Origin of the sequence: Sphingomonas sp. R1, from assembly GCF_025960285.1 — a bacterium.
Lineage (GTDB): Bacteria > Pseudomonadota > Alphaproteobacteria > Sphingomonadales > Sphingomonadaceae > Sphingomonas.
In genome coordinates this window covers 3,418,913-3,444,462 of record NZ_CP110111.1, presented here as the reverse complement: position 1 = coordinate 3,444,462, position 25,550 = coordinate 3,418,913, and the positions used below count along the sequence as shown (strand labels likewise).

The following is a 25,550-nucleotide window of genomic DNA, read 5'->3' as shown; positions in this document are numbered from 1 at the left end:
AAACGCTCCCGCACGCGCTCTTAGCGCCCAGGGAGAGCCGCCACGACACGCGAAGAACTAGCCGATTGGGTGGGGCGTGAGATCCTGCCACACGAACGGGATCTCCGGGCGTGGCTGCAGCGGCGTGTCGCCAGCCGGTCGGACGTCGATGACATCGTGCAGGAATGCTATTGCCGACTGGCCCAATTGCGCGACGTGGCGCATATCGATCATGGCCGCGCCTATCTGTTCGCCATGGCCCGCAACATGCTGCAGCAACAGCTGAAGGCCGCCCGCGTCGTGCATCTGGACAGCATCGCCGCGCTGGACGCAGCGGATGGCCGCGACGAACTTTCGCCCGAGCGCATCGCCTCGGCCCGCGTCGAGCTGCGCCGGGTGCAGTCCGCGCTCGAGACGCTGACCGAGCGCGCACGTCGCATCTTCTTGCTGCGGCGCGTCGACGGCCTCTCGCAGAAGGAAATCGCCGCGCTGCTCGAGGTGAGCGAAGCGGTGGTCGAGAACGATGCGAGCCGCAGCCTGCGCAAGGTGCTGCACCTGCTGACCGACCCGGCTCCCGCCACCCTCGAAGAGGGAGGTCGCGCACATGCCCGATCGCGTTGAGGACGAAGCCGCGCGCTGGGCGGTGCGGCATCCGCTCGACGCGGACGCGCAGCACGCGCTCGATGCCTGGCTCGCCGCCGACCGACGCCACGCCGGCGCCCTGCTCCGCGCGCAGGCGGCGTTGCGGGTGATCGACCTTAGCCTGATCCCCGCGGCCCAGCCTCGCTCGGCGGCGCACCGCAGCCGGCGCTGGCTGCTGGGGGCGACGGGCGGCGCGCTTGCCGCAAGCATCGCCGCGATGTTCGGCCTGCCGCGCCTGTGGGGCGAACGGCTCGCCACCGGCAAGGGCGAGATCCGCCGTTTGCCGCTCTCCGACGGATCGATCGCCGCGCTGGATACCGACAGCAGCGTCCGCGTGCTGCTGTCGCGCGAGAGCCGGCAGATCGCGCTCGACCGCGGCCAGGCCTGGTTTCAGGTGGCAAAGGATCGCCGCCGGCCCTTCGTGGTGGATGCGGGTATTGCCCATGCACGTGCGGTCGGCACCGCCTTTTCGGTGCATCGTACGGAAACCGGGGTGCAGATCGCCGTCACCGAGGGCACGGTGGCGGTGTGGGCGACCGATGCAAGCGGCGCGATGAGCATTCTCCATGCCGGCGACTATGCGCGCTTCGAACCGGGCAACCCCCTGCCCGTGATCGGCAGCGCGCCCGCCGCGATCGAGCGGGCGCTGGCATGGCGCGAAGGCGAGGTTTCCCTGGAGGGCGATACCCTGCGCAGTGCGATCGACACCTTCAACCGCTACAATCGCCAGCAGCTCGTCCTCACCGACGAGGCGCTGGGGCGGGAGAAGCTGGTGGGGCTGTTCAAGATCAACAGCCCGCTCGATTTCGCGCAGACGCTGGAAGCCACGCTGGACGTGCAAGTGACGGCATCGCCCGAAGAAATCCGGTTGTCGCGGAAAAAATAATCGGGCTAGCTGACGGAAAGGAGAGCCAGCCCACTCTTCCTCATCAGAGCGCACCGCCAAAGGGCGCCGACACAACAGGGAGAGGATTGGATGCACCATGTTCGCAATGGGCTGCTGGGCGCTGTTTCCTTCGCGAGCCTCGTCATCGCACCGGCCGCAAGCGCGCAGGTACGGCGCTTCGACGTCGCGGCCCAGCCCGCGCGCACCGGCGTGCCGCAGTTCGCGCACCAGGCGGGCATCCAGATCCTCGCCCCCGAGGCGCTGACCAGCGGGCTCGTCGTCAATCGCGTGCAGGGATCGATGGAGGTCGAGGCCGCGCTGCGCCAGCTGCTGGCCGGCACCGATCTCACGCCGATGAAGGTGGGCGGCGCGATCGTGCTCAAGCGCCGCGAGAAGCCGGCGCAGGTCGCGCGCAACCTCTACACGCAGACCATCCCGGCCGCCGCCGCACAGGGTATCCACAGCGCGACGAGCGCGGCCGTGGATATCGTCCCCCAGCCTGCCGCCGATCCGATCGTGCAGGATAGCCCCGCCGCCGAACCGTCCGCCGAGCAGGACATCGTCGTGATCGGCTATCGCCGCTCGCTGCAGGGGGCGCAGCAGAACAAGCGCCGCGCGGTCAACACGATCGAGAGCATCATGGCGGAAGACATCGCCAAGCTGCCCGATCTCAACCTGGCGGAATCGATCCAGCGCCTGCCGGGCGTCGCGATCTCGCGCGAAGGTGGCGAGGGACGCAACATCACGCTGCGCGGCTTCGCCCCCGATTTCACGCGCACCACGCTGAACGGCATGGAAGTGCCGTCGAGCAGCGACGGGCTCGATTCCGGCGGCTTCACGATCAACGCGGGCCGCGCGTTCGACTTTCACGTCTTCGCCTCCGAACTGTTCAACCGGATCGACATCCAGAAGACCCAGACCGCATCGATGGAGGAAGGCGGCATCGCCGGCACGGTCGATCTATATTCCGCCAAGCCGCTGGATTCGAAGGGCTTCCATCTCTTCGCCTCGGCGCAGGGGGGCTATAATTCGCTGACGCGGAAGGTCGATCCGCGCGTTGCCGCCGTGATCAGCGACACCTTCGCCGACGATCGCATCGGCGTACTTGTCTCCGCCGCGTATTCGGAGCGCACCGTCCACCAGGAAGGTGCCTCCAGCGTGCTGTGGACGACGCCCTATCTCACCGGCGATTCCTGGGCGGACACCAACCCGAAGGTTACCGGCACCCCGAAGGGCGGTTGCGGCGCGACCGATCCGCTCGACTGCCTGTGGGCACCGCGCCTGCCGCGCGCCGATTTCTTCGGGAACAACCAGAAGCGTTTCGGCATCACCGGATCGCTGCAGTTCAAGCCGGTCGATGCCTGGCTGGTTACCTTCGACGTGCTGCATTCGCAGCTCGACAATGATCGCTTCAGCTACAATTCGATGGAATGGCTGCTCACCCACGGCCCCGCGGGCAACTTTGTGGGGCAGACACCGGTGTCTTTCACGGTCGCGCCCGACGGCAAGCAGCTGATCGCCGCCAGCTTCAACGATGTCACTTCCTGGTATGAGAGCCGCCACCAGCGCTCCAAGTCCAACTTCAACCAGTATGTGCTGTCGACGAGCTACGACGTTACCGACAAGATCAAGATCGACGGCCTGATCGGCAAGGCCAGCGACGACGCCGATCGCACCGAGCTGCGCTTCTATGCCCGTTCGGTGCCCCACCCCTATTCCTACGACTATACGAAGAACGCCTATGTGCCGGTGGTGAGCTTCGGCAGTTATGATCCCAACCTCGCCAGCAACTACATCAACGCGCTGACCGCATCGAACCGGATCAACAATGTCCTCAAGGAAAATTATACCGGCAAGCTCAACCTCGGCTACACGGCGGACCGCGTCTCGCTGAAGACCGGCTTTGCGTACAACAACCGCAAGGTGCGTTATTCGGAAGGCGCCGGCAGCAATCCGAGCTTCAACCCGTCCAGCTACATGATGGCCTTCCCGATTTCCAACTACGGCAAGGATTTCGGCGGTGTCGGACTGCCCAGCTTCGCAGTGATCGATTTCGACAAGATCGCGGCGGGCAACGTCGTTCCCGCCGGCTATCAGCCCAATATCGGTGCCGGCTGGACGGTGAAGGAGGAGACGCTGGGCGGCTTTGTCGAGCTGAACGGCACGTTCGACATCGGCGCGATGCAGCTGCGCGCCAATACCGGCCTGCGCTACGTAAAGACCAACCTCACTTCCGAGGCGGTGCTAAGCGGCACGCCGGTCGCGGTACGGCGCAGCTACGAGAATTACCTGCCCTCGCTCAACCTCGCGCTGGACATCACCAACAAGCTGGTCGCCCGCTTCGCCTATTCGCGCTCGATGACGCGCCCCGGGCTGGGCTCGCTCAACATCGCCGGGCCGGTGTTCGGCTATACTACCCGCACCGTGGGCAATCTCGGCAACCCGGATCTCAAGCCCTACCAGTCGAACGACCTCGACCTCGGCCTCGAATATTATTTCGGCCAGGGCGGGCTGGTCGCGGTCAATCTGTTCAACAAGGACATCGTGACATCGCTGCGCACCCAGGTGGTGCAGCGGATGGTTGATCCCGCCTTCTGGCCGGCGATCTACGCCGATCCGCAGTACGACCCTTCCTACAATGCCGATCCCGCCAAGGTACCCTATACCTTCACGATTCCCGTCAATTCCGACAGCGGCAACAGCGTGAAGGGCGTGGAGCTTACCTACAACCAGCCCTTCACCTTCCTGCCGGGCTTCCTGTCGCACTTCGGCATGGCGTCCAACTACACCTATGTCTCGGCGCGTGATTCCACCGGGCTTTCGAAAAACTCGTACAATCTGACCGTCTATTACGACACGCCCAAGTTCGGCGCCCGCGTCTCCGCCAACAAGCGTGACGACTATCTCCTGGTGCAGCCTGGCAGCAACGGCAATTTCCAGGAGCGGAAATATGGCCCGACGCATGTCGACTTCTCCGCCTTCTACAATGTCAGCTCGCGGCTCACCATCAGCGTGGAGGGCATCAACATCACCGACGAGGTGGAGCGGATCTACGGCACCGGCGACGGCACCCAGGACCTGACGCGCGAATATACCCATACCGGGGCGCAGTGGTTCGTCGGCGCGCGGCTGCGCTTCTGATGGGCGTGCGGCTGGTCGTGGCGGCCCTGCTGCTGGGCTGGGCGAGCGTCGCCTCCGCCCAGCAGGCGATCCCGATCGACGACAGCTTCACCGTTTCGGCGCGGTTCGAGTCCGACCGCGCCAAATACCCCCGGATCCGTCTGCCCGACCTCGCGCTGCAGGAGGGGCAACGGATCTGGTTCGATCGCCGCTACCAGAAGATCGGCGACCGGGAACTGCATCTCGATGCGTTCCTGCCCGCCAGGAACCGCGCGAACGGGTACGCGATCGTCTGGGTACATGGCGGCGCCTGGCGCTCGGGCAACAAGTCGCACGGCTACGCGATGGCGAACCTGCTCGCCCAGCGCGGCTATGCGGTGCTGCTGCCCGAGTTCCGGCTGGCGCCCGAGGCACCCTACCCCGCCGGTCTGCGCGACGTGAATGACGCGATCCTGTGGGCGAAGGCGCATGCAGGCGAACTGGGTGTGTCCCCGGGGCGGATCGCGCTGGGCGGGGATTCGTCCGGAGGACAGATGGCGGCACTGCTCGCCTACACCGCCGGGTCGGGGCTCTATGCCCCTGCCGCCGCCGACACGCGCGTGCACGCACTGGTCGATTGCGATGGCGTGCTCGACATGACGAGCCCGCTCGCGCTGCAGTTCGAGGATGCGGCGGGTGACAGCTCACCCTTCGCACGCTGGGTGGGAGGCAGCTTCGCGCGCGCGGGCGATCGGTGGCGAACGGCCAGTGCCGCCCAGCATCTCGGCCCCGACCTGCCGCCGACACTGATCCTCGGCAGCGGTCAGCCGCGCTTCACCGCCGGCAAGGACGCCGTGCTGGCCGCACTCGCAAAGGCCGGCGTACGGCACCGCTTCTTCGCCTTTGACGACGCGCCGCACACCTTCTGGCTCTACCAGCCCTATCTGCCCCGCGTCGTGGCGGAGATCGACGCCTTCCTGCGCCCGCCCGCGCTCAAGAGAGGATCACGATGAAGCTGTATCTGGCCGCGTTCCTGGGATCCCTGCTGGCCGGTGCCGCCGCCGCGGCACCAACCTCCTATCGGGTAGCTGCCGATTGCGGCGCGCGCGCCGGGTGTTTCGGCAGCGTGCAGGCGGCGCTGGACGCCGCCGCCCGGGACAAGTCGCGCAACTGGGTCACCATCACGATCGCGCCGGGCACCTACCGCGAAAAGCCGGTGGTACGCCGCGGCAGGGTGCGGATCGCCGGTGCCGGTGCTGATCGCACGCGCATCGTGTTCGACGCGGTGGCGCAGACCGCCGGACGCTACGACCCTGCCAACTGGGGCACGCCGGGATCGGCGACGCTCACCATCCACGCCAGCGACGTGGTGGTTCGCGATCTGTCCGTGGAGAACGCCTTCGACTATCTCGCCAATGACGCGCTACCCGAGGGCGATCCGAAGAAGATCGGCAACTCGCAAGGGGTGGCGTTGCTGCTCGATACCGACAGCGACCGCGTGCAGTTCGACGGTGTTTGGCTGCTCGGCTATCAGGACACGCTGTTCACCCGCGGACGGCGGGCATGGTTTCGGCGGGGGATCGTCGCGGGCAATGTCGATTTCATCTTCGGCAGCGGGATGCTGCTGATCGAAGACAGCGAGATCCGCTCGCGCCGCCGCGCCGGTCCCACGCCGGCGGGCGAGTTCGCCTCGTTCATCGCCGCGCCCTCGACGCCGCTCTCGCAACCGATCGGCATCGTCATTTCCCGCTCGCGTCTCACGCGGGAGGCGGGGGTCGAGAATGGATCGGTGGCGCTCGCGCGGCCCTGGCACCCGACCACGCGGTTCGCCGACGGCCGCTACGCCGATCCGAATGCGGTGGGTCAGGCGTCCTTTCTCGATTGCTGGATGGATGCGCACATCCACCCGGAGCACTGGACCAGCATGGCCGGTACCGCCCGCGACGGCACCAAGACCGCGATCTTCCGGCCCGAGGATTCGCGCTTCGCCGAACGCGGGTCCCGTGGTCCGGGCGCGCGCGGCCCTGCCATGGCGATCCGCTGGAACGGCGCGCTTGGCATCGACGCGGTACGGCAGCGGCTATTCGATGGCTGGCGCCCTAGGAGCTGACTCAGCGGCCCCGGATCGCGCGGTTTACCTCGGGTCGGCGCCTCCGCCCGGTTGTCGCCGGCATCAGGCCGACGCCGATGGCAGCGACGCGCGACCCTCCGCTTGACTCTTAAATCTACATATGTCGTATTGTTCGCATGCGCCGTTCACGTCGTCCCTCTCCCCAGATGCGCACGCTGCTGCAGGCGCTCGCGGCACACGCGCCTGGATGGTGCCACGGCTATGAGCTGATGAAGCAGACCGGACTGCTGTCGGGCACGGTGTACCCATTGCTGATGCGGATGACCGAACAGGGGCTGGTCGAGGCGACCTGGCATGCCCCCGAACAGCCGGGCCGGCCGCCGAGACATGCCTATCGCCTGACCGTGGCCGGACTGCAGCTGGCGCGGGAGCAGACCGAAGGGCCGGAGGCCGCGGGCGGCAGGCCGGCGCTGGCATGAGCGCGGCGCTCCCCCGGCTGCTACTGAAGCTGGCGACAGGTAGCCTGGGGGCGTACGACAAAGCCTGGGGCGACGCGATGGTGGCAGAGTTCGTCGTGGCGGAACGCGACGGCCAGGCGTTTCGGTTCGCTCTGGGCTGTCTAATCGGAGCGTGGCGGATGCTGCCGCATCATGGCGAGGGGCGGCTTGCCCTTGCGGGCCATGCGCTGGCCTGCGGGTTGTTCCTGCCGATGGCCGCGCTGTTCGCCGTGGCGGCGCGGATCGGCGTTCCCTTCGTGGAGGCCAGCGACGATATGCTCGGCCTTGTGTCAGGAAGCGGAAGCCATCGGTCGCTGCTCAATGCGGGATCGCTGGCGATCGGCCCCGCCCTCACGCTCGCAATGCTGTTGCTCGCCGCGAGCCATCTGCCGCTCGCCTGGTGGGTAGCGGAGCGTGACTGGCGGCGTGTGGCGACAGCCCTGCGCATCCTGGTGTCCGCGATGATGACGCTGGCCCTCGCCATGGTCTGCGTCGGACTGCCGCTGGCGGGGCTGCTATGGCCCGGCGCGGCGCTGGCGATCGAACTCGCCGCCCTGGGCACCCTCGCGCGGAGGCACGCCGCACAAGGCGGCCGGGACGCCGGCGAAAGGCTCGGCGCGATCCTCTGATCGAACGACAGCAAGGAGAGGACGGATGACGACACGGTCTGCACGCGCTCGCACCATAAGTCGGGGGATACGGGGCCGGTTGGGCAAGGTGGCGGCGATCGCGATCCTGGCGCTGGCGCATGGGCCGGCCGAGGCACAGACGCGTACGCTGTTGGGGACGCATGGCTGGGCTGTGTACGGCACGGACTATTCCCATGCCCGGGATCGGGCCGTGCCGGGCGACAGCGTCCTTCTCGTGGCGCCCCGCGCCGCGCCGGGCGAGCCGTGGTCGAGCGGGGCCACCGTAGCGATCCCGTCCGAAATCGCGGCAGGGGAGCCCGTCACGATGGTGTTCTGGGCGCGCGCAGCCCGGACGACACGGCTCGACATTGCGCTGCAGGGACCAGCGCCGACATATGCCCGCTTCGCGAGCACCACCATTTCGCTGGGAACGCGCTGGCAGCGCGTGATCCTGCGCGGCACGGCCCCGGCCCGCTTCGCCGCCAACTCCCAGGCGCTATCGGTGCCGCTTGGTCAGGCGCGTACGCAGGTAGCGCTGGGACCGGTTGCACTGCTTCGCGGTGCAGCAGACGACAAGGCGATTGCCCGCGCCTTCGCCGGTTTTCACCCGCCCGAGGTGGCGACGGACGTCCGCATCGCCGTCGAGCCGAGCGTTACCCTTGCGGGCACGCTCCACCTTCCCGCCACGCACGGTAGAGCGCGGGTACCGCTGGTGGTGCTGATCCAGGGGCACGGGCCTAACAGACGCGGCGGCTTCCCGGAAATCGTCCGCCGGCTGACCGCGCACGGCATCGCCGCACTGGAATATGACAAGCGCGGCATCGGCCAGTCGACCGGCATCTACAGGGAGGATGTCGAACGCCTGACCGCGGACGCCGCCGCCGCGGTCGCTGCGATGCGCCGCCGGCGGGACATCGATCCACGCCGCATTGCACTGGTCGGCCACAGCCAGGGCGGCGTGATCGCACCGGCCGTGGCGGCCGCCGATCCCCGCATCGCCGGGATCGTGATGCTGGCGGGATCGGTCGGCGACGGCCTGCCGTATCTGCGCAGGGCGATTCTCAACCAGATGATCGTCGCCGGGCGCCCGGCCGCGCCTTCCGCGACGGCGATCGATGCTGCGATCACCCTGTTGCAGGCTCGGATCGACGGAAAGGATGCGGAGACGATCGCCCGGCTGCGCACGACAGTGGTCGATCGCTTCGAGGCGGCCGGCTTCCGCCGCCCGGAGGCGGAAGCCGCGCTGGCGATGATCGACACAGAGGAGACGCGACGGGCGACCAGACTGCGCTCCGCCTCCGATTTGCGGGCGCTGCGGATGCCAGTACTGGCTGTCTTCGCCTCGAAGGATCCGCTCGTCGTCGCCGCGGACGAGGCGCCCGAGGCGAGAAAAGCACTGGCGCAGAACCCGCGGGGCACGGTGGTGGTGCTCGAGGGGCTCAGTCACTGGTTCCAGGAAGGCGCGGTAACCGGCAATCAGGAGGAAGTAGCGACCCTCGGCCCCAATGCGGGCTCCCCGCGGCTGGTCGCGCTGGTCGGCGACTGGCTGGAGGCGCTGCTGAACCGGTAGCAGCGGGCGGGAAATCCCACGCTCGCCACACCAGGCGAGCGGCAGCCCGGGCCGCCCTTCCATTCGACTGTTGTAGCCGATCGATACACTCGATACATCTTTCTCCGGGATCAGGGGGATTGGCGATGGAAGCGTTGCGCCTGCAGAACGTGGTCAAGCGCTTCGGCGACTTCACGGCGGTGGAGGATCTGAGCTTTTCGGTGGCGGCTGGGGAGGTCTTCGGGTTCCTCGGCGGCAACGGTGCCGGCAAGACCACGTCGCTGCGCATGGTGCTCGACATCCTGCGACCCGATTCCGGCAGCATCTCGGTGCTCGGTCGCGCGCCGGGTCGCGGCAACAGCGCCGTGCTCGGCTTTCTACCCGAGGAGCGCGGCCTGTACCGGTCGATGACCGCCCTCGACACGATTGTCTATTTCGGGCGGCTGAAGGGCATGGCCGCAGCCGATGCCCGCACCCAGGGCAAGCTTCTGCTCGAGCGCTTCGGCCTGGCCGATTTCGCCAAGACCTCGGTCGACAAGCTTTCCAAGGGCATGGCGCAGAAGGTCCAGCTCGCGACCGCGGTGGTCAACAAGCCGCAGCTGTTGCTGCTGGACGAGCCGTTTTCCGGACTCGATCCGGTGAACCAGGGCCTGCTGGAGGACGAGATCGTCCACGCAGCCAAGGGCGGCGCCGCGGTCGTCTTCTCCACCCATGTCATGCAGCACGCGGAACGGCTCTGCGACAGGCTGCTGCTGCTGGCACGCGGGCGCAAACTGTTCGAGGGCACGCAGGAAGCGGCGCGCGAGACGCTGCCCGTCGAGATCCGCCTCGGCGCGCAGCGCTCGCCCATGGGATTGCCCGGCGTGGTCGACGCGCAGGCCCTTGGCGGCGATGGCCCGTGGCAGGAATGGACGGTGCGTCTGCAGCCGGGGCATGATCCCGGCGACCTGCTCGAACATTGCACGGCGCAGGGCGTCACGCTGCGCCGCTTCGAGCAGCGCCGCGCCAGCCTGCACGAGGTCTTTCTTCACATCGTCGGCGGGGAGGCACGCTAATGCTCCAGCACATCCTGCTCGTTGCCGCCCGCGAGTTCCGCCAGATCGCGATGACCCGCAGCTTCTGGTTCACCCTGCTGATCCTGCCGGCCGCCTTTGCGTTCGGGCCGGTATTCTCGCGCTTCCTCGACAAGTCCGATACCGAGACGGTGATGCTGGTCGATCAGTCCGGCGGCACTGCGGGCGCCGCGCTGCGCCAGCGGATCCTGCTCGACGAACAGCGCGCGACCCTCGACGCGCTTGCCCGGTACGTCCGGCGACATGATCTGCAAAAGGCAGCGCCGACCGCGCTGTGGGCCCAGCCCGAACGCTGGTTCAGTGACGCCGATGTTGCCCGCTTCGCCGCCGACGGCGGCGCCGAACGCGCGCGGGCAGCGATCGCAAGGATTTCCAGAGAGGATGCGGAGGGCTTCAAGGCACCCGAACCCGGCTATCGGATCGTCGAGGCCCCGGCAGCGGTCGCACGGGCGGCGCCGGACGCGATCGACACGGCGCTCGAACCGGTGCTCCGCCCGGGCGACAAGGCCCAGGCCAGGCCGGTCGACTATGTCGTGCTGGTCCCCCGCGACTTCGGCGCCTCGCCGGCGGTGCGGCTCTGGGCCAACGGCGTACCGCGCGCGTCGTTCGTCGCCAAGCTGCAGACGGTGCTCACCCAGGAGCTGCGCGCCCGCTATCTCGCCGCCAATGGTCTGTCGCCCCAGGCCGCCGCTGCGGCCGGCACTATCGCCCCGGCCATCCGGGTAACGACGCCGCCGGAGGGCAGCGGTCGCGAACGGGTGGTGATCCGCTCGATCCTGCCCTTGGCCTGCGCCTATATCCTGATGATGTCGCTGGTGCTCTCGGGAAGCTGGATGCTGCAGGGCACGGTGGAGGAGCGCAGCAACAAGCTGCTGGAGACGGTGCTGGCCTGCGTCTCGCCCAACGAACTGATGTACGGCAAGCTGGTCGGCACCGTGGCGATCGGACTGTCGATGATCGTGACCTGGGCGGCATGCGGCGCCTTTGCCGCCTATGCCACGCATGGCACCATCGCCGAGCTGATCCGCCCGGCGCTGGCGCCCGTATCGTCGCCGGGCAGCGTGGCGGCGATCCTCTATTTCTTCACCGCCGGCTATGTGATGGTATCGATGCTGTTCCTGGTGATCGGCGCGATGAGCGACTCGATGCGCGACGCACAGGGGTATCTGACGCCGGTGATCCTGGTGATCATGATGCCGTTCACGCTGCTGGTGCAGGCAGTGCTGCGCGGCGCAGGCGGAATTGGCGTCGAGGTGCTGACCTGGATCCCGCTCTACACGCCCTTCACGGTGCTCGCCCGGCTCGGCAGCGGCATTCCCACCTGGGAGGTGCTGGGCTCCGGGGTGACGCTGGCGGCCTTCATCGTCCTCGAAGTCTGGCTGCTCGGACGCGTGTTCCGCGCCAGCCTGCTCGCGGGCGGGGGCAGGCGCAGTCTGGGGCAGATCGCGAGCCTGATGCGGCGCGCCGACGCCTGAGTTCCCCACGCGCGGAGCAACGGCCGGGCATCGCGACCGCCATCAGAAGCGGAAGCTGAGCCACCCTGCCAGAAAGTCCGCACTGGCGTACCCCGCTTTGGTCAGGGATGGTCCGGCCGCAAGATGTTCATACCGTCCCGTCAGCGACAGGCGCGGCGAGAGCGTCCAGACCGCCTGGAGTTGCAGCACATCCCCGATGCGGGCGTCGCGGACATTCTGCGTGCCGGCAAAGGGCGCCCCGCTGGCACGGTACACGGCGTCATGCACATTCGCACGCCATGCCCGCTGCACCGCGCCGGACAGGCGCAGCACCGGCACCGGCGAGACGCTGAAGGTGGGCGCGACGGTGATCAGGTTGCTCGGCGTCAGGAAAAGCCCATAGCTGTAGTAGATATTGTTTCCGAACGGGGCATAGGCGTTGCGGAGCTTGCCGTCGCCATAGCCCCCGCCGCCGCTCGCATAATCGGCGTGGAAGCCGAGGCGGGGCGCGCCCGTGCCGTTTCCGACCCGCACATTCTGGGCGAAGAGCAGGTGCCAGGCGTCGATCTTCTGGTCGCGAAACTGTCCCCATTGATGGTTGACCGTCCAGTCGATCGTCACGCGCCCCGCCTCGCCGAAGACATGGGTGCCGAGATAATAGCGGGTCGCGGGCCCGACCCGTCCGCCCCAGGCACCCACCTTGTTGCGCCGGCGCCAGAAGAAGGGATCGACATAGAGCTTCGAACCGCCGAACCAGCCTTTGGGCACGACAAAGCCGAGCGTGACGCCCGAGAAACGCCGCGCGGGATCGATCACGTCGTCTTCCGTGCCGAGATCGCCATATTGCGTCGGCTTGAGGTCGAAGGCGTCGATCCGCATCGTCCCCGTCCGCGCCCAGGCGCGCAGGCCATTCACCGTGTAGCGGATCGTGTTGTTGTCGCGCTGCGAAACCAGCAGATTGGGGCCGTCGACAAATTCCTGCCGCCCATAGCGCGCGCCGACATCCACGTCGGCGATCCTGCCTTTGGCCTCGACGAACAGCTGCTGGACGGCAACATCGTTGCGCAGCGTCGCCGCCGGCGCGCCCAGCTCCACCCCGCCGATACCGCCATGCGCCACCTCCGCGTAGACGCGCAGATGCTCGCCGACGTGCAGGTCCGCTCCGCCGACCAGGCGCACGATATCCTGCCGCTGCGCGCGGCTGTCGCGCAGATTGGGATTGGTGGTGTGGTTGACGCGCAGCCGCGCCTCGCCCGAAAAGGTGACATAGACGTCGCCGCTCGGCGTCAGCTTGACGCATTTGAGGGCGTCGATCGGATCGACGCGCTTGGCGGGATCACAGAGCGTGCGCCAGTCCTCCGCCCACCGCGACAGATTGTAGCCGCCGGTCGTGGCGCCGTCTCCGGCGGCAGCGGCGGGATAGAGGCTGGCCTTGTCGGCAGTCTGCGCGGAGGCCGACAGCGCCAGGACGAGCGCGGGGGTGGCGCCAAGGGCGCGAACCAGAAACTGCATGAAAGCGCCCTTATTCGGCCGGAACGGTGCGGACGGGAAGTGCGTCCCCACGCGGGTCGGCGTCGGCCGGGGCACCGTTCAGCGCGGCGTGCAGCGCGGCATGATCCAGCCGCCCCTCCCAGCGCGATACGACCACCGTCGCCACCGCATTGCCGATGAAATTGGTGAGGCTGCGGCACTCCGACATGAAGCGATCGACCCCCAGGATCAGCGCCATGCCGGCCACCGGAACGCTGGGCACGATCGACAGCGTTGCCGCCAGCGTGATGAACCCTGCGCCGGTGACGCCCGCCGCCCCCTTGGACGACAGCATCGCCACGCCGAGCAGCAGCACCTGCTGCTCCAGCGACAGGTGCACGCCGGTTGCCTGGGCGATGAACAGCGCCGCGAGCGTCATGTAGATGTTGGTGCCGTCGAGATTGAACGAGTAGCCGGTCGGGACGACGAGACCGACGATCGTCTTGGGGCAACCGGCACGCTCCATCTTGTCGATCAGCGCGGGCAGCGCGCTTTCGGAGGAGGAGGTGCCGAGCACCAGCAGCAGCTCGGTCTTGAGATAGGCGATCAGGCGGAAGATCGAGAAACCGGCCAGCGCCGAGACCGTGCCGAGCACCACGACGACGAACAGCGCCGAGGTGAGGTAGAAGGTGCCGAGCAGCATCGCGAGATTGGCCAGCGTGCCGACGCCGTATTTGCCGATGGTGAAGGCCATCGCGCCGAATGCGCCGATCGGGGCAGCCTTCATCAGGATCGCGACAACCTTGAACATTGCCAGCGATACGTCCTCCAGCGCTGCCACCACGCGGGTGCTGCGCTCGCCGAGCAATGCCAGGCCGATGCCGAACAGGATCGCGACGAACAGCGTCTGGAGAATGTTGCCCTCGGTGATCGCCGAGAGGAAGGTGTCGGGGATGATACCCAGCAGGAAGCCGGTGATCGTCGAATCGTGCGCCTTGGCGGTGTATTCCGCGACCTTGCCGGCATTGAGCGTCGCCGGATCGATGTTCAGCCCTGCGCCCGGCTGCACGAGATTGCCGACCACCAGGCCCACGATCAGCGCCAGCGTGGAGAAGCACAGGAAATAGGCGAACGCCTTGGCAGCGACCCGCCCCACCGCCCGCAGATCGCGCATCCCGGCGATGCCGGTGACGATCGTCAGGAAGATCACCGGGGCGATGATCATCTTCACCAGCTTGATGAACCCGTCGCCCAGCGGCTTGAGCGCCTCACCGGTGGCCGGCGCATAATGGCCGATCAGCACGCCGGCGATGATCGCGATCAGCACCTGGACATACAGATGCCCGTACCAGCGCCGGGGCGCGGGCGGCGGCGGCGGCGTTCCGGGGCCGGAGTCGAGGGTGATGGGTACCATGATATTCCTCTCCATGCTCCGGTTGCAGCACCGGTAGCGTCGAACTCCATGCTTCTCGCGCACTGCCGGTCGCGGGGAAAGTGTCAGGTGCGGCAAAACAAACCACTATTTTACAAAGCGTTATCTTAAATCCAGTTCGACCTTGTCCGGAAACTGGCACACCCGAGGCCGCCAAAAGTGCAAAAACTTGCCCATGACGCCGGGACGGAGATAGGCTGCGGCATGGCCGATGATTCGCGTTTCAGCTGGCGCTTCTGGGCGGCCACGGTGCTGCTCGCCATCGCCGTCGGGGTGGGAGCGGGCTGGCTCAGCGGCGCGCGTACCCGACAGGTGCTCGCGACGACCACCGCGACCAGCGCGCAGCTGCGCGCGGCGCTGCTCGACAGCGAGATCGCGCGGTTTCGCCTGCTGCCCCTGGCACTGGACGATGATCGGGACGTGGCCGCTGCACTTGCGGGCAGTGGCGCAGCGCCGCTGAACCGCAAGCTGGAGTCGCTTGCGCGCACCACCGGTGCCGCAGCGATCTACCTGATCGCGCCCGGCGGCCTCACCCTTGCCTCCAGCAACTGGCGTTCGCCGCGCAGCTTCGTCGGCTCGGACTATCGCTTCCGTCGCTATTTCCGGGAGGCAAGCAGCCGCGGCGAGGCCAGCCAGTATGCGCTGGGCACGGTCAGCCGACATTCGGGTCTGTATCTGGCCAGGCGGACCGGCAGCGGCGGCGTGATCGTCGTGAAGCTGGAGTTCGACGCGATCGAGGCTGCATGGCGACGCGCAGGCGGCGATACCTTCGTCAGCGACACGACCGGCCTGGTGCTGATGTCCAGCAATCCGCACTGGCGCTTCGCCGCCGCGCGACCGATTCCGCCGGCCACCCTTGCCAGCCTCCAGCGCGAGGCAGCCCTCCCCGCGGACACAACCCCGGTATTGCTTCCCGCCGTGGACAGCGACACGGTCGAAGCCCTGGTCCCTACCGCCCAGCCCGGGTGGTCGCTGTCGCTGCGCCGGCCGGTGGCTGAGGCCGTCCGGGTCGCGCAGCGCACCGCTGGCGTCGCCGCGATGTTCGCCATTCTCGCGCTTGCCGCGCTGTTCTGGGGCCTGCGCCAGCGCGCGACCCTCATGCAACGGCGAACCGCGGAGCTCGAGGCCGCGGTAGTGGAACGCACCGCTGCGCTGCGTCGCGAGATCGAGGAGCGCGCTGCGATCGAGACCCGTGCCGCCGAATTGCGCGAAGGCCTGCGCCAGGCCAACCGCCTTGCCACGCTCGGGCAAGTGACCGCCAGCGTCGCGCACGAAACCGCCCAGCCGGTGGCGGCGATCCGGACCTATGCGGAGAACAGCATGATCCTGCTGGATCGCGCCGCGATCCCCCAGGTTCGCGACAATCTGGAGGCGATCCGCCGGCTGAGCGACCGGATCGGGGCCGTGACGGCACAATTGCGCGGTTTCTCGCGACGCCAGCCGGGCGACATCCGGCCGCTGCCGCTCGGCGAGGCGCTGGACGGCGCGCTGTTGATCCTGAAGGAGCAATTGCGCCCCGTCCGTCTGGTGCGACCGGCGATCTCCCCCTCGCTGCGGGTGCTGGGCGGACGCGTCCGGCTGGAACAGGTCTTCGTCAATCTGCTTCAGAACGCCGCCGAGGCGCTCGCCGGCCGCACGGATCCTACGATCGCGATCACCGTCGCGACCGATGCCGGAGCGGTACGGGTCCGCATCGGCGACAACGGCCCCGGGATCGCACCGGACATCGCCGCACGGCTCTTCACGCCCTTTGCGACCAGCCGCAACAACGGGCTCGGCCTGGGTCTGGTGATCGCCAGCGACATCATGACCGATCTCGGCGGCGGTCTGCGATGGCTTGCCGACGAACCCGGCGCCTGTTTCGAACTGGAGCTGCAGCGCGCATGAACGTCACGGTTGCCCTGGTCGACGACGACGCCGATTTTCGCGCGGCGCTCACCCAGGCGCTGGAGCTGGCCGGGCACGTCGTCCAGCCCTTCGTCGATGCGCCAAGCGCACTCGCACGGATCGACGCCGGCTTTCCGGGCGTGGTCGTCACCGACGTGCGCATGCCCGGCATGTCCGGCGTCGATTTCTTCCACCGCCTCCGCGCGATCGACACGGACCTGCCGGTGATCCTGATGACCGGGCATGGCGACGTCGCGATGGCGGTGGATGCGATCAAGGCCGGCGCGTGGGATTTCCTGCCCAAGCCCTTTCCCGGCGAAGCGCTGGAGGCTGCCCTGCAGCGGGCGGGCACCGCGCGGGCGCTGGCCCTGGAGAACCGGCGACTGCGCGCTGCGGCGCACGAATCGGAAACCGCGCTCATCGGCCAGTCGCCGGCCATCCGCCGCCTGCGCGAGATGATCCCGATGCTCGCCGATACCGCGCTGGATCTGGTGCTCGAAGGCGCCACCGGCACCGGCAAGGAGCTGTTCGCACGGCTGCTGCACCGCGCCGGTCGTCGTAGCCGCCACCGGTTCCAGCTGCTCGATTGCGCGACGGTGCCTGCCGCGATCGTCGAGCGGGAGCTGTTCGGCCGGGGCGGCATTGTCGCCCGGGCCGATCGCGGCACGCTGTTCCTCGACCATCTCGAACTCGCGCCGGCCGAATTGCACCACCGCCTCGCCCAGTTCGCCGAGGCGCGGACGGTGGCGACCGATCAACGTGATCCTGACCCCGTCGACATCCGCATCGTCGCCGCGATCGACGACGGCGCGGCCACGGGCCTGCCGCCGGGGCTCTATCATCGCCTCGCCGGCATCTCGCTGCGCCTGCCGACCCTGGCGGAACGCGAGGAGGACATTCCCCTGCTGTTTGCGCACCTGGCCGAACAGGCTGCGGACCGGCATCGCCGGATGCTCCCTGCGCTGTCCGAGGCGGCGCATGCGGCGGCGCGGCGCGCCTGGCCTGGCAATGTCCGCGAGCTGGAACGCGCCGCCGAACGCTTCGTGCTGGGCCTGGAGGCGCCATCGGAACCCTCCGCCCCGGATGCGCGAACGCTGACCGAACGGCTCGACGCGTTCGAGCGCACGCTGATTCTGGACGCCATCGCGGTGGCCAATGGCGAGATCAACGCAGCGATCACTGCGCTCGGGCTGCCGCGCAAGACCTTCTACTACCGCGTCAAGCGGCTGGACATCGATCTGAAAAAGGCGCGCGGGCGTTGAGCACCCCGGCCTTGAACCGTGCTGTCTCGCCGCCATGAACCACATCGCGCGACGCCGTCTGTGGCCCCTCCTCCCCTTCGCGCTCGCCGCCTGCACGCCGGCCGCACCGCCCCCGCAGCTTGTGGTCTGGGCATGGGAACGTCCCGAGGATCTCCGTTTCCTTCCTGCGCAGGTGGAAATCGCCGTGCAGACCGGATTCCTCACGCTTGCCGGCGACGGTTTCGAGGCACGCGGCCGCCGCTATCCGCTGCGCACCGATCATCCCCCCACCACCGCCGTCGTCCATCTCCAGATCGAGGATGGCCGGCCCCTGCACTGGACGCCCCGGTTGCGTGCCCGGGTTGCCGCCGCCGTGCTGCACTTCGCCCGCATCGTGTCCACGCCGCGCGTCCAGATCGATTTCGAGGTCCGCCAGTCGCAGCGCCAGATCCTGATCGACCTGCTTCACGACGTCCGCGCCGGCCTGCCGCGCGGCACGCCGCTTTCGATGACCGCGATCGCCAGCTGGTGCCAGGAAGACTGGCTGGGCGCGCTCCCGGTCGACGAGATCGTGCCGATGCTGTTCCGCATGGGCCGGGGCGACGGCGCCATTCGCACCCGCATCGAAAGCGGCGGCGACTGGGCGGAGCCCGCCTGCCGCAAGGCGCTTGCACTTTCTGCCGACACCCCCATTGCCCGCGCGCCGCAAGGGCGTAGGATCTATCTGTTCGCACCGCAAAGCTGGACGCCCTCCACCTTCGCCGCGGTGCGTAGCCAGGTGGAGCGGTGGCGATGAAACGCGGGTGGTGGTTCGCGGCGGCGGTGAGCCTTGCGGTGCTGGCCGGGACGCAGGCGTCCGGCTCGGGCGATCCGGGGCCGATTCTCGACTATGTCACCAGCCATGCGCTGCACCCCATCGATCGCGCCGCTTTCGCTGCCGGCAATGTCGGCATCGTGAAGCCAAGCGCGCCGGAAGCGGTGCGCTACCTCGACTGGCGCCTGCTCACCGGCCTGGAAACCGGACCTGCCGCAACCGAGGCTCTCGCCACCCCCTGTTGCGGCGACGGACAGGATCACACCGGCGTGTGGATCGAGGCGCGGCGGGAGGTGCCGGGCGTGTCCGCGGATCTCTATTGGGTTTCGACCGAACGCCGGGGGCCGAACTATACCGCGATCCCGACCTGCTTCGGCGATGCGTTTGTCACCGCCGCGGCGACGCTGAAGGCCCGGGTCGCGGCGCACGGCCAGGGCTCGCCCTGGGTACGCGCCTGGGTCGATGCGCAGGACCGGGTCTTCGATGCCTGCAGCAAGGAAGGCATCACCCTGCCGCCGCTGGATCCTGCCGCACCCGCATGGCTGCGCGCCGATCGGCTCTACCAGCAGGCGGCCCTCGCCCTCTATGACGGGCGCCTGGCCGATGCCGAGGCGGCCTTTACGGCGATCGGCCGCGATCCCGCCTCGCCCTGGCAGCCGCTCGCCGGGTACCTTCGGGCGCGTACGATCCAACGCGCCGCGCTTACCGCCCGCGACCCCGCCGCCTTCGCCCGTGCCCGTGCCGCCATCGCCGCCCTCGCCGCCGCACCGGACGGCACCTATGGCAAGGGCGAGGTGGTGCGGATGCAACAGGTGCTCGACTATGCCGAGCACCCGGCGGCGCTCCGCGACCGGCTCGACGGCGTGCTCAACCGGAAGACGCCCACGCCGGACATCGCGTTGCAATTCAAGGACTATTGGAGCCTGTCCGTCGACCGTCTGGACAAGCCCGAGGCTGCCGACTGGATCGCAACGCTGGATGCGCGCAACCGCACCGAGGCGCTGGCCCATGCTACCGATCGCTGGCAGGCGACGCATCGCACCGCATGGCTGGTGGCTGCGTTGGGCCTTGTTCAGGCGAGCGATGCCGCGGCGATGCCACTGGCCAACGCAGCCGATCGCATCGCCGCGACCGATCCCGCCTGGCTCACGGCGCGCTACCATCTGCTGCGGCTGCGCATCGGACGGGTGCCGGATGCGACTCTGCGCCCGGAGGTCGATGCCCTGCTCGCCCGCCCCGACCTGACGCCGTCGGATCGCAACATCTTCCTGTCGATCCGCGCCCAACTTGCGACGAGCCTTGCCGATTTCGCCGCGCATGCGCTCCGCCGGCCCTATTGCATGCCCGATGCTGCCGACTGTCTCGGCGTCGCCGCCCAGGCGCAGCTCGGTCGTCGCGGGGAGGACTGGCTGGGCCTGGGCGACGATGCACGGTTGACGATCGACCGCCTCCCCCTCGCACAGCGGCTCGCGCTTGGCCGCAGCGCGGACCTGCCGTCCGAGCTACGGCTAGACCTGACGCTCACCAACTATGTACGGGCAGTGCTGCTGCGCGACGATGGGGCGGTGAACGAGACGGTGCAGATGCTCCTTCCCCTGCTGCCGCAGGTGCGGGCCGATTGGCAGCGGATCCTGCGGACAGCACCGGGCGCGGACAAGCGCTTCGCCGAGGCCTTCGTCATGGCCAAGATCCCCAGCCTGCGCACCGATCTCGCCGACTATGCCCGGCCGGTAGGAAACGAGCCATCCTTCGGCGGCTATTGGGACGATTGGTTCTTGCAGGCGCCGCGCGGCATGGCGGCAGGGGCATTTCCGGCGGCCAAGGCCTATTATCAGGGGATCTGGTGGGGCGGCGTGCGGGACGCGGGGGAAGAGGCCGTCGACCTCACCTGCAACGGACGATGTGGAGAGGCTTTCCCGACCCGTCTCGCCCCCTTTGCCGAGGGGCTGCAACCGGCGGCGCTGCGCGAGCGGAACGCATTCCGGCGCATATCCGTGCTGGACGGCAAGCAATCGGGCGGAACCACGCTGTGGGACGAGGCGCTCGCCTATGTCGCCGCACACCCCCGCGACCCGCGTGCCGGGGAAGCGCTCTATCGGCTCAACCGCATCGGCCGCTGGGGGCCTAACCACAACCAGCTCAGCAAGCGCGCCTTCCGCCTGCTCCACGCCCGCTATCCGGGCTCGATATGGGCGAAGCGCTCACCCTATTATTACCGTTGACCGCCACGCGCCTCGGCGCCCGTGCAGCGGGAGGCCCTTGCGATGGCCGCCACCCGCCTGCATAAAAGTTGCGCCCGTGTGCGCTGCTGCGGGTCGCGTGGGGGGCGACGGGGAATGACGAACCTTGGGCCAGCCTTCCTGCGGACTGCCGACCCCTCTCCTGCGGAAAGTCTCCCGATGCGCCTGATCGCCTGCTGCCTCTTGGCTTCCCTGTCCGCCAGCACGGCGCTGGCGCAACAACGGCCGACGCTGACGGAGGCAGACTATACCCGCGCCATGCACCAGCTGGGTCCGTGGACGGCGCCCCTGGTCGATCACGCCGTGCGCACGGCGCACTGGATCGACGCGCGGCACTTCTGGTACGTCGACACCGATCACGGGGTGCCGACGATCATGCTCGGCGATGCAACCAAGGGGACGAAGACCCCCGCCTTCGACAGGACCGCGCTGCTGGCGTCGCTCAACGCCGCCGGACTGAAAGAGCGCGACGCAGCCAAGCTCGCCGTCCAGGGCTTCGAACCCGATCTCGCCAAGAACACCGCGATCCTGACGGTCGCCGGCAAGCGCTATGAATGCGCCCTGGTCCAGCCTTATGGCTGCAAGGAAGCCGCGGCGCCGAACGGCGGCCAGGTTGCAGGCTATCTTGCCCAGCGAGGCCCGGCGGGCGCCGTCCTCTCACCCGACGGCAAGCGTGCGGCCTTTGTGCGCGACTGGAACCTCTGGGTCCGCGACGTCCGCACCGGCGCGGAGCGGCAGCTGACCACGGACGGCGTGAAGGATTTCGGCTACGCGACGGACAATGCGGGCTGGAAGCATTCCGACCAGGCAATCGTCATCTGGTCGCCGGACTCCAAGAAGCTGGCGACCTTCCAGCAGGATCAGCGCGCCGTGGCCGACTTCTCGATCACGACGACGCAGGTTGGCCATTCGCGCGTCGAGACCTGGAAATACCCGTTCGTCGGCGACAAGGAGATCATCCAGATCCAGCGTGTCATCGTCGACGCCGACACGGCGCAGGTCCTTCGCCTGAAGATGCCCGCGGATCCGCATCGCTCGTCGCTGTGCGACGATGTCGTGTGCGGTGCAGGGGCGCAGGACATGCAATGGGCGAAGGACGGCAAGACGCTCGCCTTCGTCTCCACGTCGCGCGATCACAAGGTGGAGACGGTGCGCATCGCCGATGCCACCAGCGGCGCGGTGCGCGACCTGTTCACCGAGACCGTGCCGACCTGGTTCGACAGCGGGTACAATGACGAAGAGATCAACTGGCGCTATCTCTCGGAGCGCGGCGAGATCCTTTGGTGGTCGCAGCGCGACGACTGGGGCCATTATTATCTCTACAGCGCAGCCACGGGCAAGCTGATCCGACAGGTCACGCAGGGGCAGTGGAATGTCGACCATGCGGTCCATATCGACGAGCGCACGGGCAAGATGCTGGTCGCCGCCGTCGGGCGGGAGACGGGCGCGGATCCTTATTATCGCAGCATCTACGCGATCGACCTGAAGGGCGGCAAACCCAGGCTGCTGACCCCCGAGAAGCAGGACCATATCGCGATCCCGTCGAGCGACGGGCGCTATTTCGTCGACATCTACTCGACGCCGCAGGAACCCCAGACCGCCGTGCTGCGCCGCGCCGACGGCGTAGTCGTCGCGCCGCTGGCGAAGGGCGACGCGACGCGGCTGCGGGCAGGCGGTTGGCAGCCGCCGGAGAGCATCGCCGTCACGTGCAGCGACGGCAAGACGCTGTGCCACGGCCTGCTGTTCAAGCCGGCGGCGCTCGATCCGCAGCGCAAATATCCGGTCATCGACTATATTTACCCGGGCCCGTTCATGGGGACGATCGCCTCGCGGCAATTCTCGCCGGCGATGGGGGACGCAGGCGCGCTGACGCAGCTGGGCTTTGCGGTTGTCGAGATCGACGGGATGGGCACGCCGCGTCGTTCGAAGACCTTCCAGGACTTCTATTACCGCGACATGGGCAAGCAGGCCGTTCCCGATCAGGTCACCGGCATCCGGGATCTTGCCGCGCGGAACCCGTGGATGGACCTAAGCCGGGTCGGCATCTGGGGCCATTCGGGCGGCGGCAATGCGACGGCGGCGGCGATGTTCCTCTATCCCGACTTCTTCAAGGTCGGGATCGCCGAAAGCGGCAATCACGACAATCGCAACTATGAGGACGATTTCTACGAGAAGTATCTCGGCCTTCTGGAGCGTACCGGCGACAAGACGAACTATGACCTGCAGGCCAATCAGGACATCGCCAAGAACCTGAAGGGCAAGCTGATGCTGGCGCACGGCATGCTCGACGACAACGTGCCCGTTTCCGCAACGCTGCTGGTGGTGGATGCGCTGCAGAAGGCCAACAAGGACTTCGACCTCGTCCTCTTCCCGCGCGCGCACCACGGCTATGGCGACCAGTCCAATTACATGATGCGGCGTCGCTGGGACTATTTCGTCGAGAACCTGCTGGGCGCGGCGCCGCCCAGGGAATTCCGGATCGGGCGGCCCGGCGCCGGAAACTGACGCCGCGCAACCGACAGGTGCGCGAAGCCCCCCGGACTGCGGCGAGCGCTGCGGTTCGAGGGGCTGCGGGAGGGCAATAGCCCAGGCGCGACGCGATATGGACACGCGAAGGCCCCTCGGCACCGCGGATGCGCGCACAGGTTGCCGTAATGGCATCCGATTTCCATTCCTGGGCTGACGCGCACCCGCCCCGGCCGGTGCGGCGCCAGAGGACGATCGCGCCGCCGTCGTTGCCCGCCACCAGGTGCTCCCCTATGGCAAGGCGCACCGCCTGCTCGACGGTGCCCGGGCTCGAAACCCAGCAGAGCGGCGATCAAGCAGAATCCATACCGGTGGCAAAACTGCTTCCCAAAGCCTTCCCACAAAGGACCCACGCCGGACCCACGGGAAAGCCCCTTCCGCAAGGGCTCGGCGAGTTTGCTTCTGAGAGGGATGGTGCCGCTTACAGGACTCGAACCTGTGACCCCCGCATTACGAATGCGATGCTCTACCAGCTGAGCTAAAGCGGCACACGGTGCTGCCGGGCGCTGGCTTGCCCGGAGGACGGCGCGCTTACCAGTGGTTTTTGGTGCTGGCAAGCACCTCCTGTCATCTCCGCCGTACTTTCTTCGCCGCGCAAGCCGCGCGCGCCTTCGCGCCGTGCGCCTCCGGCGTTTCCCGCTGCCCGCTTTTACGCGCCATTTACCATGGAGCCTGCACAACGCGCCGGATCAGCGTTTTCGGGCAGTGCCCGCAGTGGAGCATTCGCATGAACATGGCTCGCGGCATTCCCTCTCCGGCCGACTCGGAGCCCGCACCCGCCGCCGACGAGGCGATCGACGAGCGCCCCGTGGCCATCGGCGGCGACGAGCGCCGCATGCATGTCCGTGCGTACAACCACTGGGTCGCGCTGCTGCGCGGACGCCCGTATCCCGCGATTCAGGATCTCGACCCCGAGAACATCGCCGACTTCGGCCCCAACAGCGTCCTTCTCGACTTCAGCGACGGCATCGAAGATCCGGCGATCCGCTATCTCGGCACCGCGCTGCGCGCGGAATGCGGGATCGAGGGCGCGATCGCGCGGGTTGGCGAGGTACCCAGCCGCTCGCTCCTCTCGCGACTCACCGACCATTATCTCCAGATCATCGCCAACCGCGCGCCGATCGGCTTCGAGGCCGAGTTCGTCGGCCAGCGCGGCCATCAGATGTTCTATCGCGGCATCCTGATGCCCTTCGCCTCGAGCCCGGAGAAGATCGACTTCATCTACGGCGTGATCAACTGGAAGGAAGTCGTCGATCCCGCGCTTCAGGCGCAGCTCGATGCGGAGATCGAGGCCGCACGCCGCACCTCCCCGCCGCCTGCGCCGCCAGTCCAGTCGGTCTGGGCGGATGGGCCTAGCGCCGGGCTCGAAGCGCCGGCCAGCGCCGATCTGCCGCATACCGAGATGCTCTCGCCGCTGGCCGACCAGCTGATGCTCGCGCGCGAGTCGGCCGCGGCGGCACGGGCGTCGGACGTGCGCGGACGCGCGGCGCTCTACCGGGCGCTCGATCGCGCCTATGGCTTCGCGCTCGCGACCGCCCAGGATGGCGCGGGCTACGCGGCGCTCCTCGCCGAGGCCGGGCTGACCGCGCAGGCGCGTGCGCCGATGACGCCGATCGTCAAGCTCATCTTCGGCGCCGACTATGACAAGACCCGGCTGGCCGAGTTCGCGACCGTGCTAACCCATGCGCGGCGACTGGCGGTGCCCGCCGGCGGGCTGGACGCCTTTCTCGAGATCACGCCCGGCGGCATCAAGGGCGTGGTGCAGGCAGAGCGCGAGCTTCGCGCCACGCTGGCGCAGGATCGCCGCCCCGCCGCGCTGTCCCGCGCCACCGACATGCTGCGCCAGCGCACGCCGCTGGCGCGGGTGGACCTCCACGCAGGCGAGTCGGAATTTGTACTGCTGCTCGCCCGCGCGGGGGCACAGGGACTGGATATCGTCGCGCGCCTGGAAGACGATGCTGCGCTTACCGACCGCGCCGTACGCAGGGCCGCCGGCTGAATCGCGCGTCGGCGGAGGGCGCTTCTGCGCCATTCCTCCCGGTTTTTCCAGACTTGAGGTGC

The 25,550-nt window shown here is 68.2% G+C and carries 18 protein-coding genes and 1 tRNA gene; 16 read left to right on the top strand and 3 right to left on the bottom strand.

The window, feature by feature from the left end; translation table 11 throughout:
• The first annotated feature begins 69 nt into the window (after positions 1–69).
• The 10 genes from OIM94_RS16480 to OIM94_RS16435 all read left to right on the top strand — a co-directional run bounded on the left by OIM94_RS16480 (position 70) and on the right by OIM94_RS16435 (position 11,900).
• Positions 70–600 (top strand): RNA polymerase sigma factor, encoded by a 531-nt coding sequence (locus tag OIM94_RS16480; RefSeq protein ID WP_264607763.1) that lies wholly within the window; start codon positions 70–72, stop codon positions 598–600.
• Positions 584–1,507 carry a FecR family protein gene (locus tag OIM94_RS16475; RefSeq protein WP_264607762.1) on the top strand — a complete coding sequence of 308 codons (924 nt, stop codon included), beginning with the start codon at positions 584–586 and terminating at the stop codon, positions 1,505–1,507. Before OIM94_RS16480 ends, OIM94_RS16475 begins: the two co-directional genes overlap by 17 nt.
• A 90-nt stretch (positions 1,508–1,597) precedes the next feature.
• Entirely contained in the window at positions 1,598–4,648 is a 3,051-nt protein-coding gene (locus tag OIM94_RS16470) for a TonB-dependent receptor (protein WP_264607761.1), read from the top strand.
• The gene (locus OIM94_RS16465; protein WP_264607760.1) at positions 4,618–5,619 is read left to right on the top strand and encodes an alpha/beta hydrolase; all 1,002 of its coding nucleotides are present in this window, start codon (positions 4,618–4,620) and stop codon (positions 5,617–5,619) included. Before OIM94_RS16470 ends, OIM94_RS16465 begins: the two co-directional genes overlap by 31 nt.
• Complete coding sequence (locus tag OIM94_RS16460) at positions 5,616–6,716, top strand: pectinesterase family protein (RefSeq protein ID WP_264607759.1); 1,101 nt, start codon at positions 5,616–5,618, stop codon at positions 6,714–6,716. The genes OIM94_RS16465 and OIM94_RS16460 overlap by 4 nt, the downstream gene beginning before the upstream one ends.
• Positions 6,717–6,853: 137 nt before the next feature.
• Positions 6,854–7,156, top strand: a complete 303-nt coding sequence (locus OIM94_RS16455) for a PadR family transcriptional regulator (protein ID WP_319801132.1) — start codon at positions 6,854–6,856, stop codon at positions 7,154–7,156.
• The gene (locus tag OIM94_RS16450; RefSeq protein WP_264607758.1) at positions 7,153–7,803 is read left to right on the top strand and encodes a hypothetical protein; all 651 of its coding nucleotides are present in this window, start codon (positions 7,153–7,155) and stop codon (positions 7,801–7,803) included. Before OIM94_RS16455 ends, OIM94_RS16450 begins: the two co-directional genes overlap by 4 nt.
• A gap of 25 nt (positions 7,804–7,828) precedes the next feature.
• A complete protein-coding gene (locus tag OIM94_RS16445) occupies positions 7,829–9,373 on the top strand; it encodes an alpha/beta hydrolase (RefSeq protein ID WP_264607757.1) in 1,545 nt (514 codons plus the stop codon).
• A gap of 125 nt (positions 9,374–9,498) precedes the next feature.
• On the top strand, positions 9,499–10,407 hold the full coding sequence (locus OIM94_RS16440) for an ABC transporter ATP-binding protein (RefSeq protein WP_264607756.1): 909 nt from the start codon (positions 9,499–9,501) through the stop codon (positions 10,405–10,407).
• The gene (locus tag OIM94_RS16435; protein WP_264607755.1) at positions 10,407–11,900 is read left to right on the top strand and encodes an ABC transporter permease; all 1,494 of its coding nucleotides are present in this window, start codon (positions 10,407–10,409) and stop codon (positions 11,898–11,900) included. The genes OIM94_RS16440 and OIM94_RS16435 overlap by 1 nt, the downstream gene beginning before the upstream one ends.
• 42 nt (positions 11,901–11,942) lie before the next feature.
• On the opposite strand, the gene OIM94_RS16430 is transcribed toward OIM94_RS16435, so the two are convergent.
• Together OIM94_RS16430 and OIM94_RS16425 are read right to left on the bottom strand one after the other, a co-directional pair.
• Positions 11,943–13,391 carry an alginate export family protein gene (locus tag OIM94_RS16430; protein ID WP_264607754.1) on the bottom strand — a complete coding sequence of 483 codons (1,449 nt, stop codon included), beginning with the start codon at positions 13,389–13,391 and terminating at the stop codon, positions 11,943–11,945.
• A gap of 10 nt (positions 13,392–13,401) precedes the next feature.
• The gene (locus OIM94_RS16425) at positions 13,402–14,763 is read right to left on the bottom strand and encodes a dicarboxylate/amino acid:cation symporter (RefSeq protein WP_264607753.1); all 1,362 of its coding nucleotides are present in this window, start codon (positions 14,761–14,763) and stop codon (positions 13,402–13,404) included.
• 222 nt (positions 14,764–14,985) lie between these two features.
• Between OIM94_RS16425 and OIM94_RS16420 the strand changes: the two genes are divergently transcribed.
• From OIM94_RS16420 to OIM94_RS16400, 5 genes are all read left to right on the top strand, one after another.
• The gene (locus OIM94_RS16420; RefSeq protein WP_264607752.1) at positions 14,986–16,668 is read left to right on the top strand and encodes a sensor histidine kinase; all 1,683 of its coding nucleotides are present in this window, start codon (positions 14,986–14,988) and stop codon (positions 16,666–16,668) included.
• Positions 16,665–17,930 (top strand): sigma-54-dependent transcriptional regulator, encoded by a 1,266-nt coding sequence (locus OIM94_RS16415; protein ID WP_264607751.1) that lies wholly within the window; start codon positions 16,665–16,667, stop codon positions 17,928–17,930. The genes OIM94_RS16420 and OIM94_RS16415 overlap by 4 nt, the downstream gene beginning before the upstream one ends.
• Positions 17,931–17,964: 34 nt before the next feature.
• Positions 17,965–18,705: a hypothetical protein gene (locus OIM94_RS16410; protein WP_264607750.1), complete on the top strand. Its 741-nt coding sequence runs from the start codon at positions 17,965–17,967 to the stop codon at positions 18,703–18,705.
• Positions 18,702–20,945, top strand: a complete 2,244-nt coding sequence (locus OIM94_RS16405; protein ID WP_264607749.1) for a hypothetical protein — start codon at positions 18,702–18,704, stop codon at positions 20,943–20,945. Before OIM94_RS16410 ends, OIM94_RS16405 begins: the two co-directional genes overlap by 4 nt.
• 177 nt (positions 20,946–21,122) lie before the next feature.
• Positions 21,123–23,468, top strand: a complete 2,346-nt coding sequence (locus OIM94_RS16400) for a S9 family peptidase (RefSeq protein WP_264607748.1) — start codon at positions 21,123–21,125, stop codon at positions 23,466–23,468.
• 433 nt (positions 23,469–23,901) lie between these two features.
• Here the strand turns inward: OIM94_RS16400 and OIM94_RS16395 are convergent.
• Positions 23,902–23,977 (bottom strand) — tRNA-Thr (locus tag OIM94_RS16395).
• Positions 23,978–24,216: 239 nt separating this feature from the next.
• On the opposite strand from OIM94_RS16395, the gene OIM94_RS16390 reads away from it, so the two are divergent.
• The gene (locus tag OIM94_RS16390) at positions 24,217–25,488 is read left to right on the top strand and encodes a hypothetical protein (protein WP_264607747.1); all 1,272 of its coding nucleotides are present in this window, start codon (positions 24,217–24,219) and stop codon (positions 25,486–25,488) included.
• The last annotated feature ends 62 nt before the right edge of the window (positions 25,489–25,550 follow it).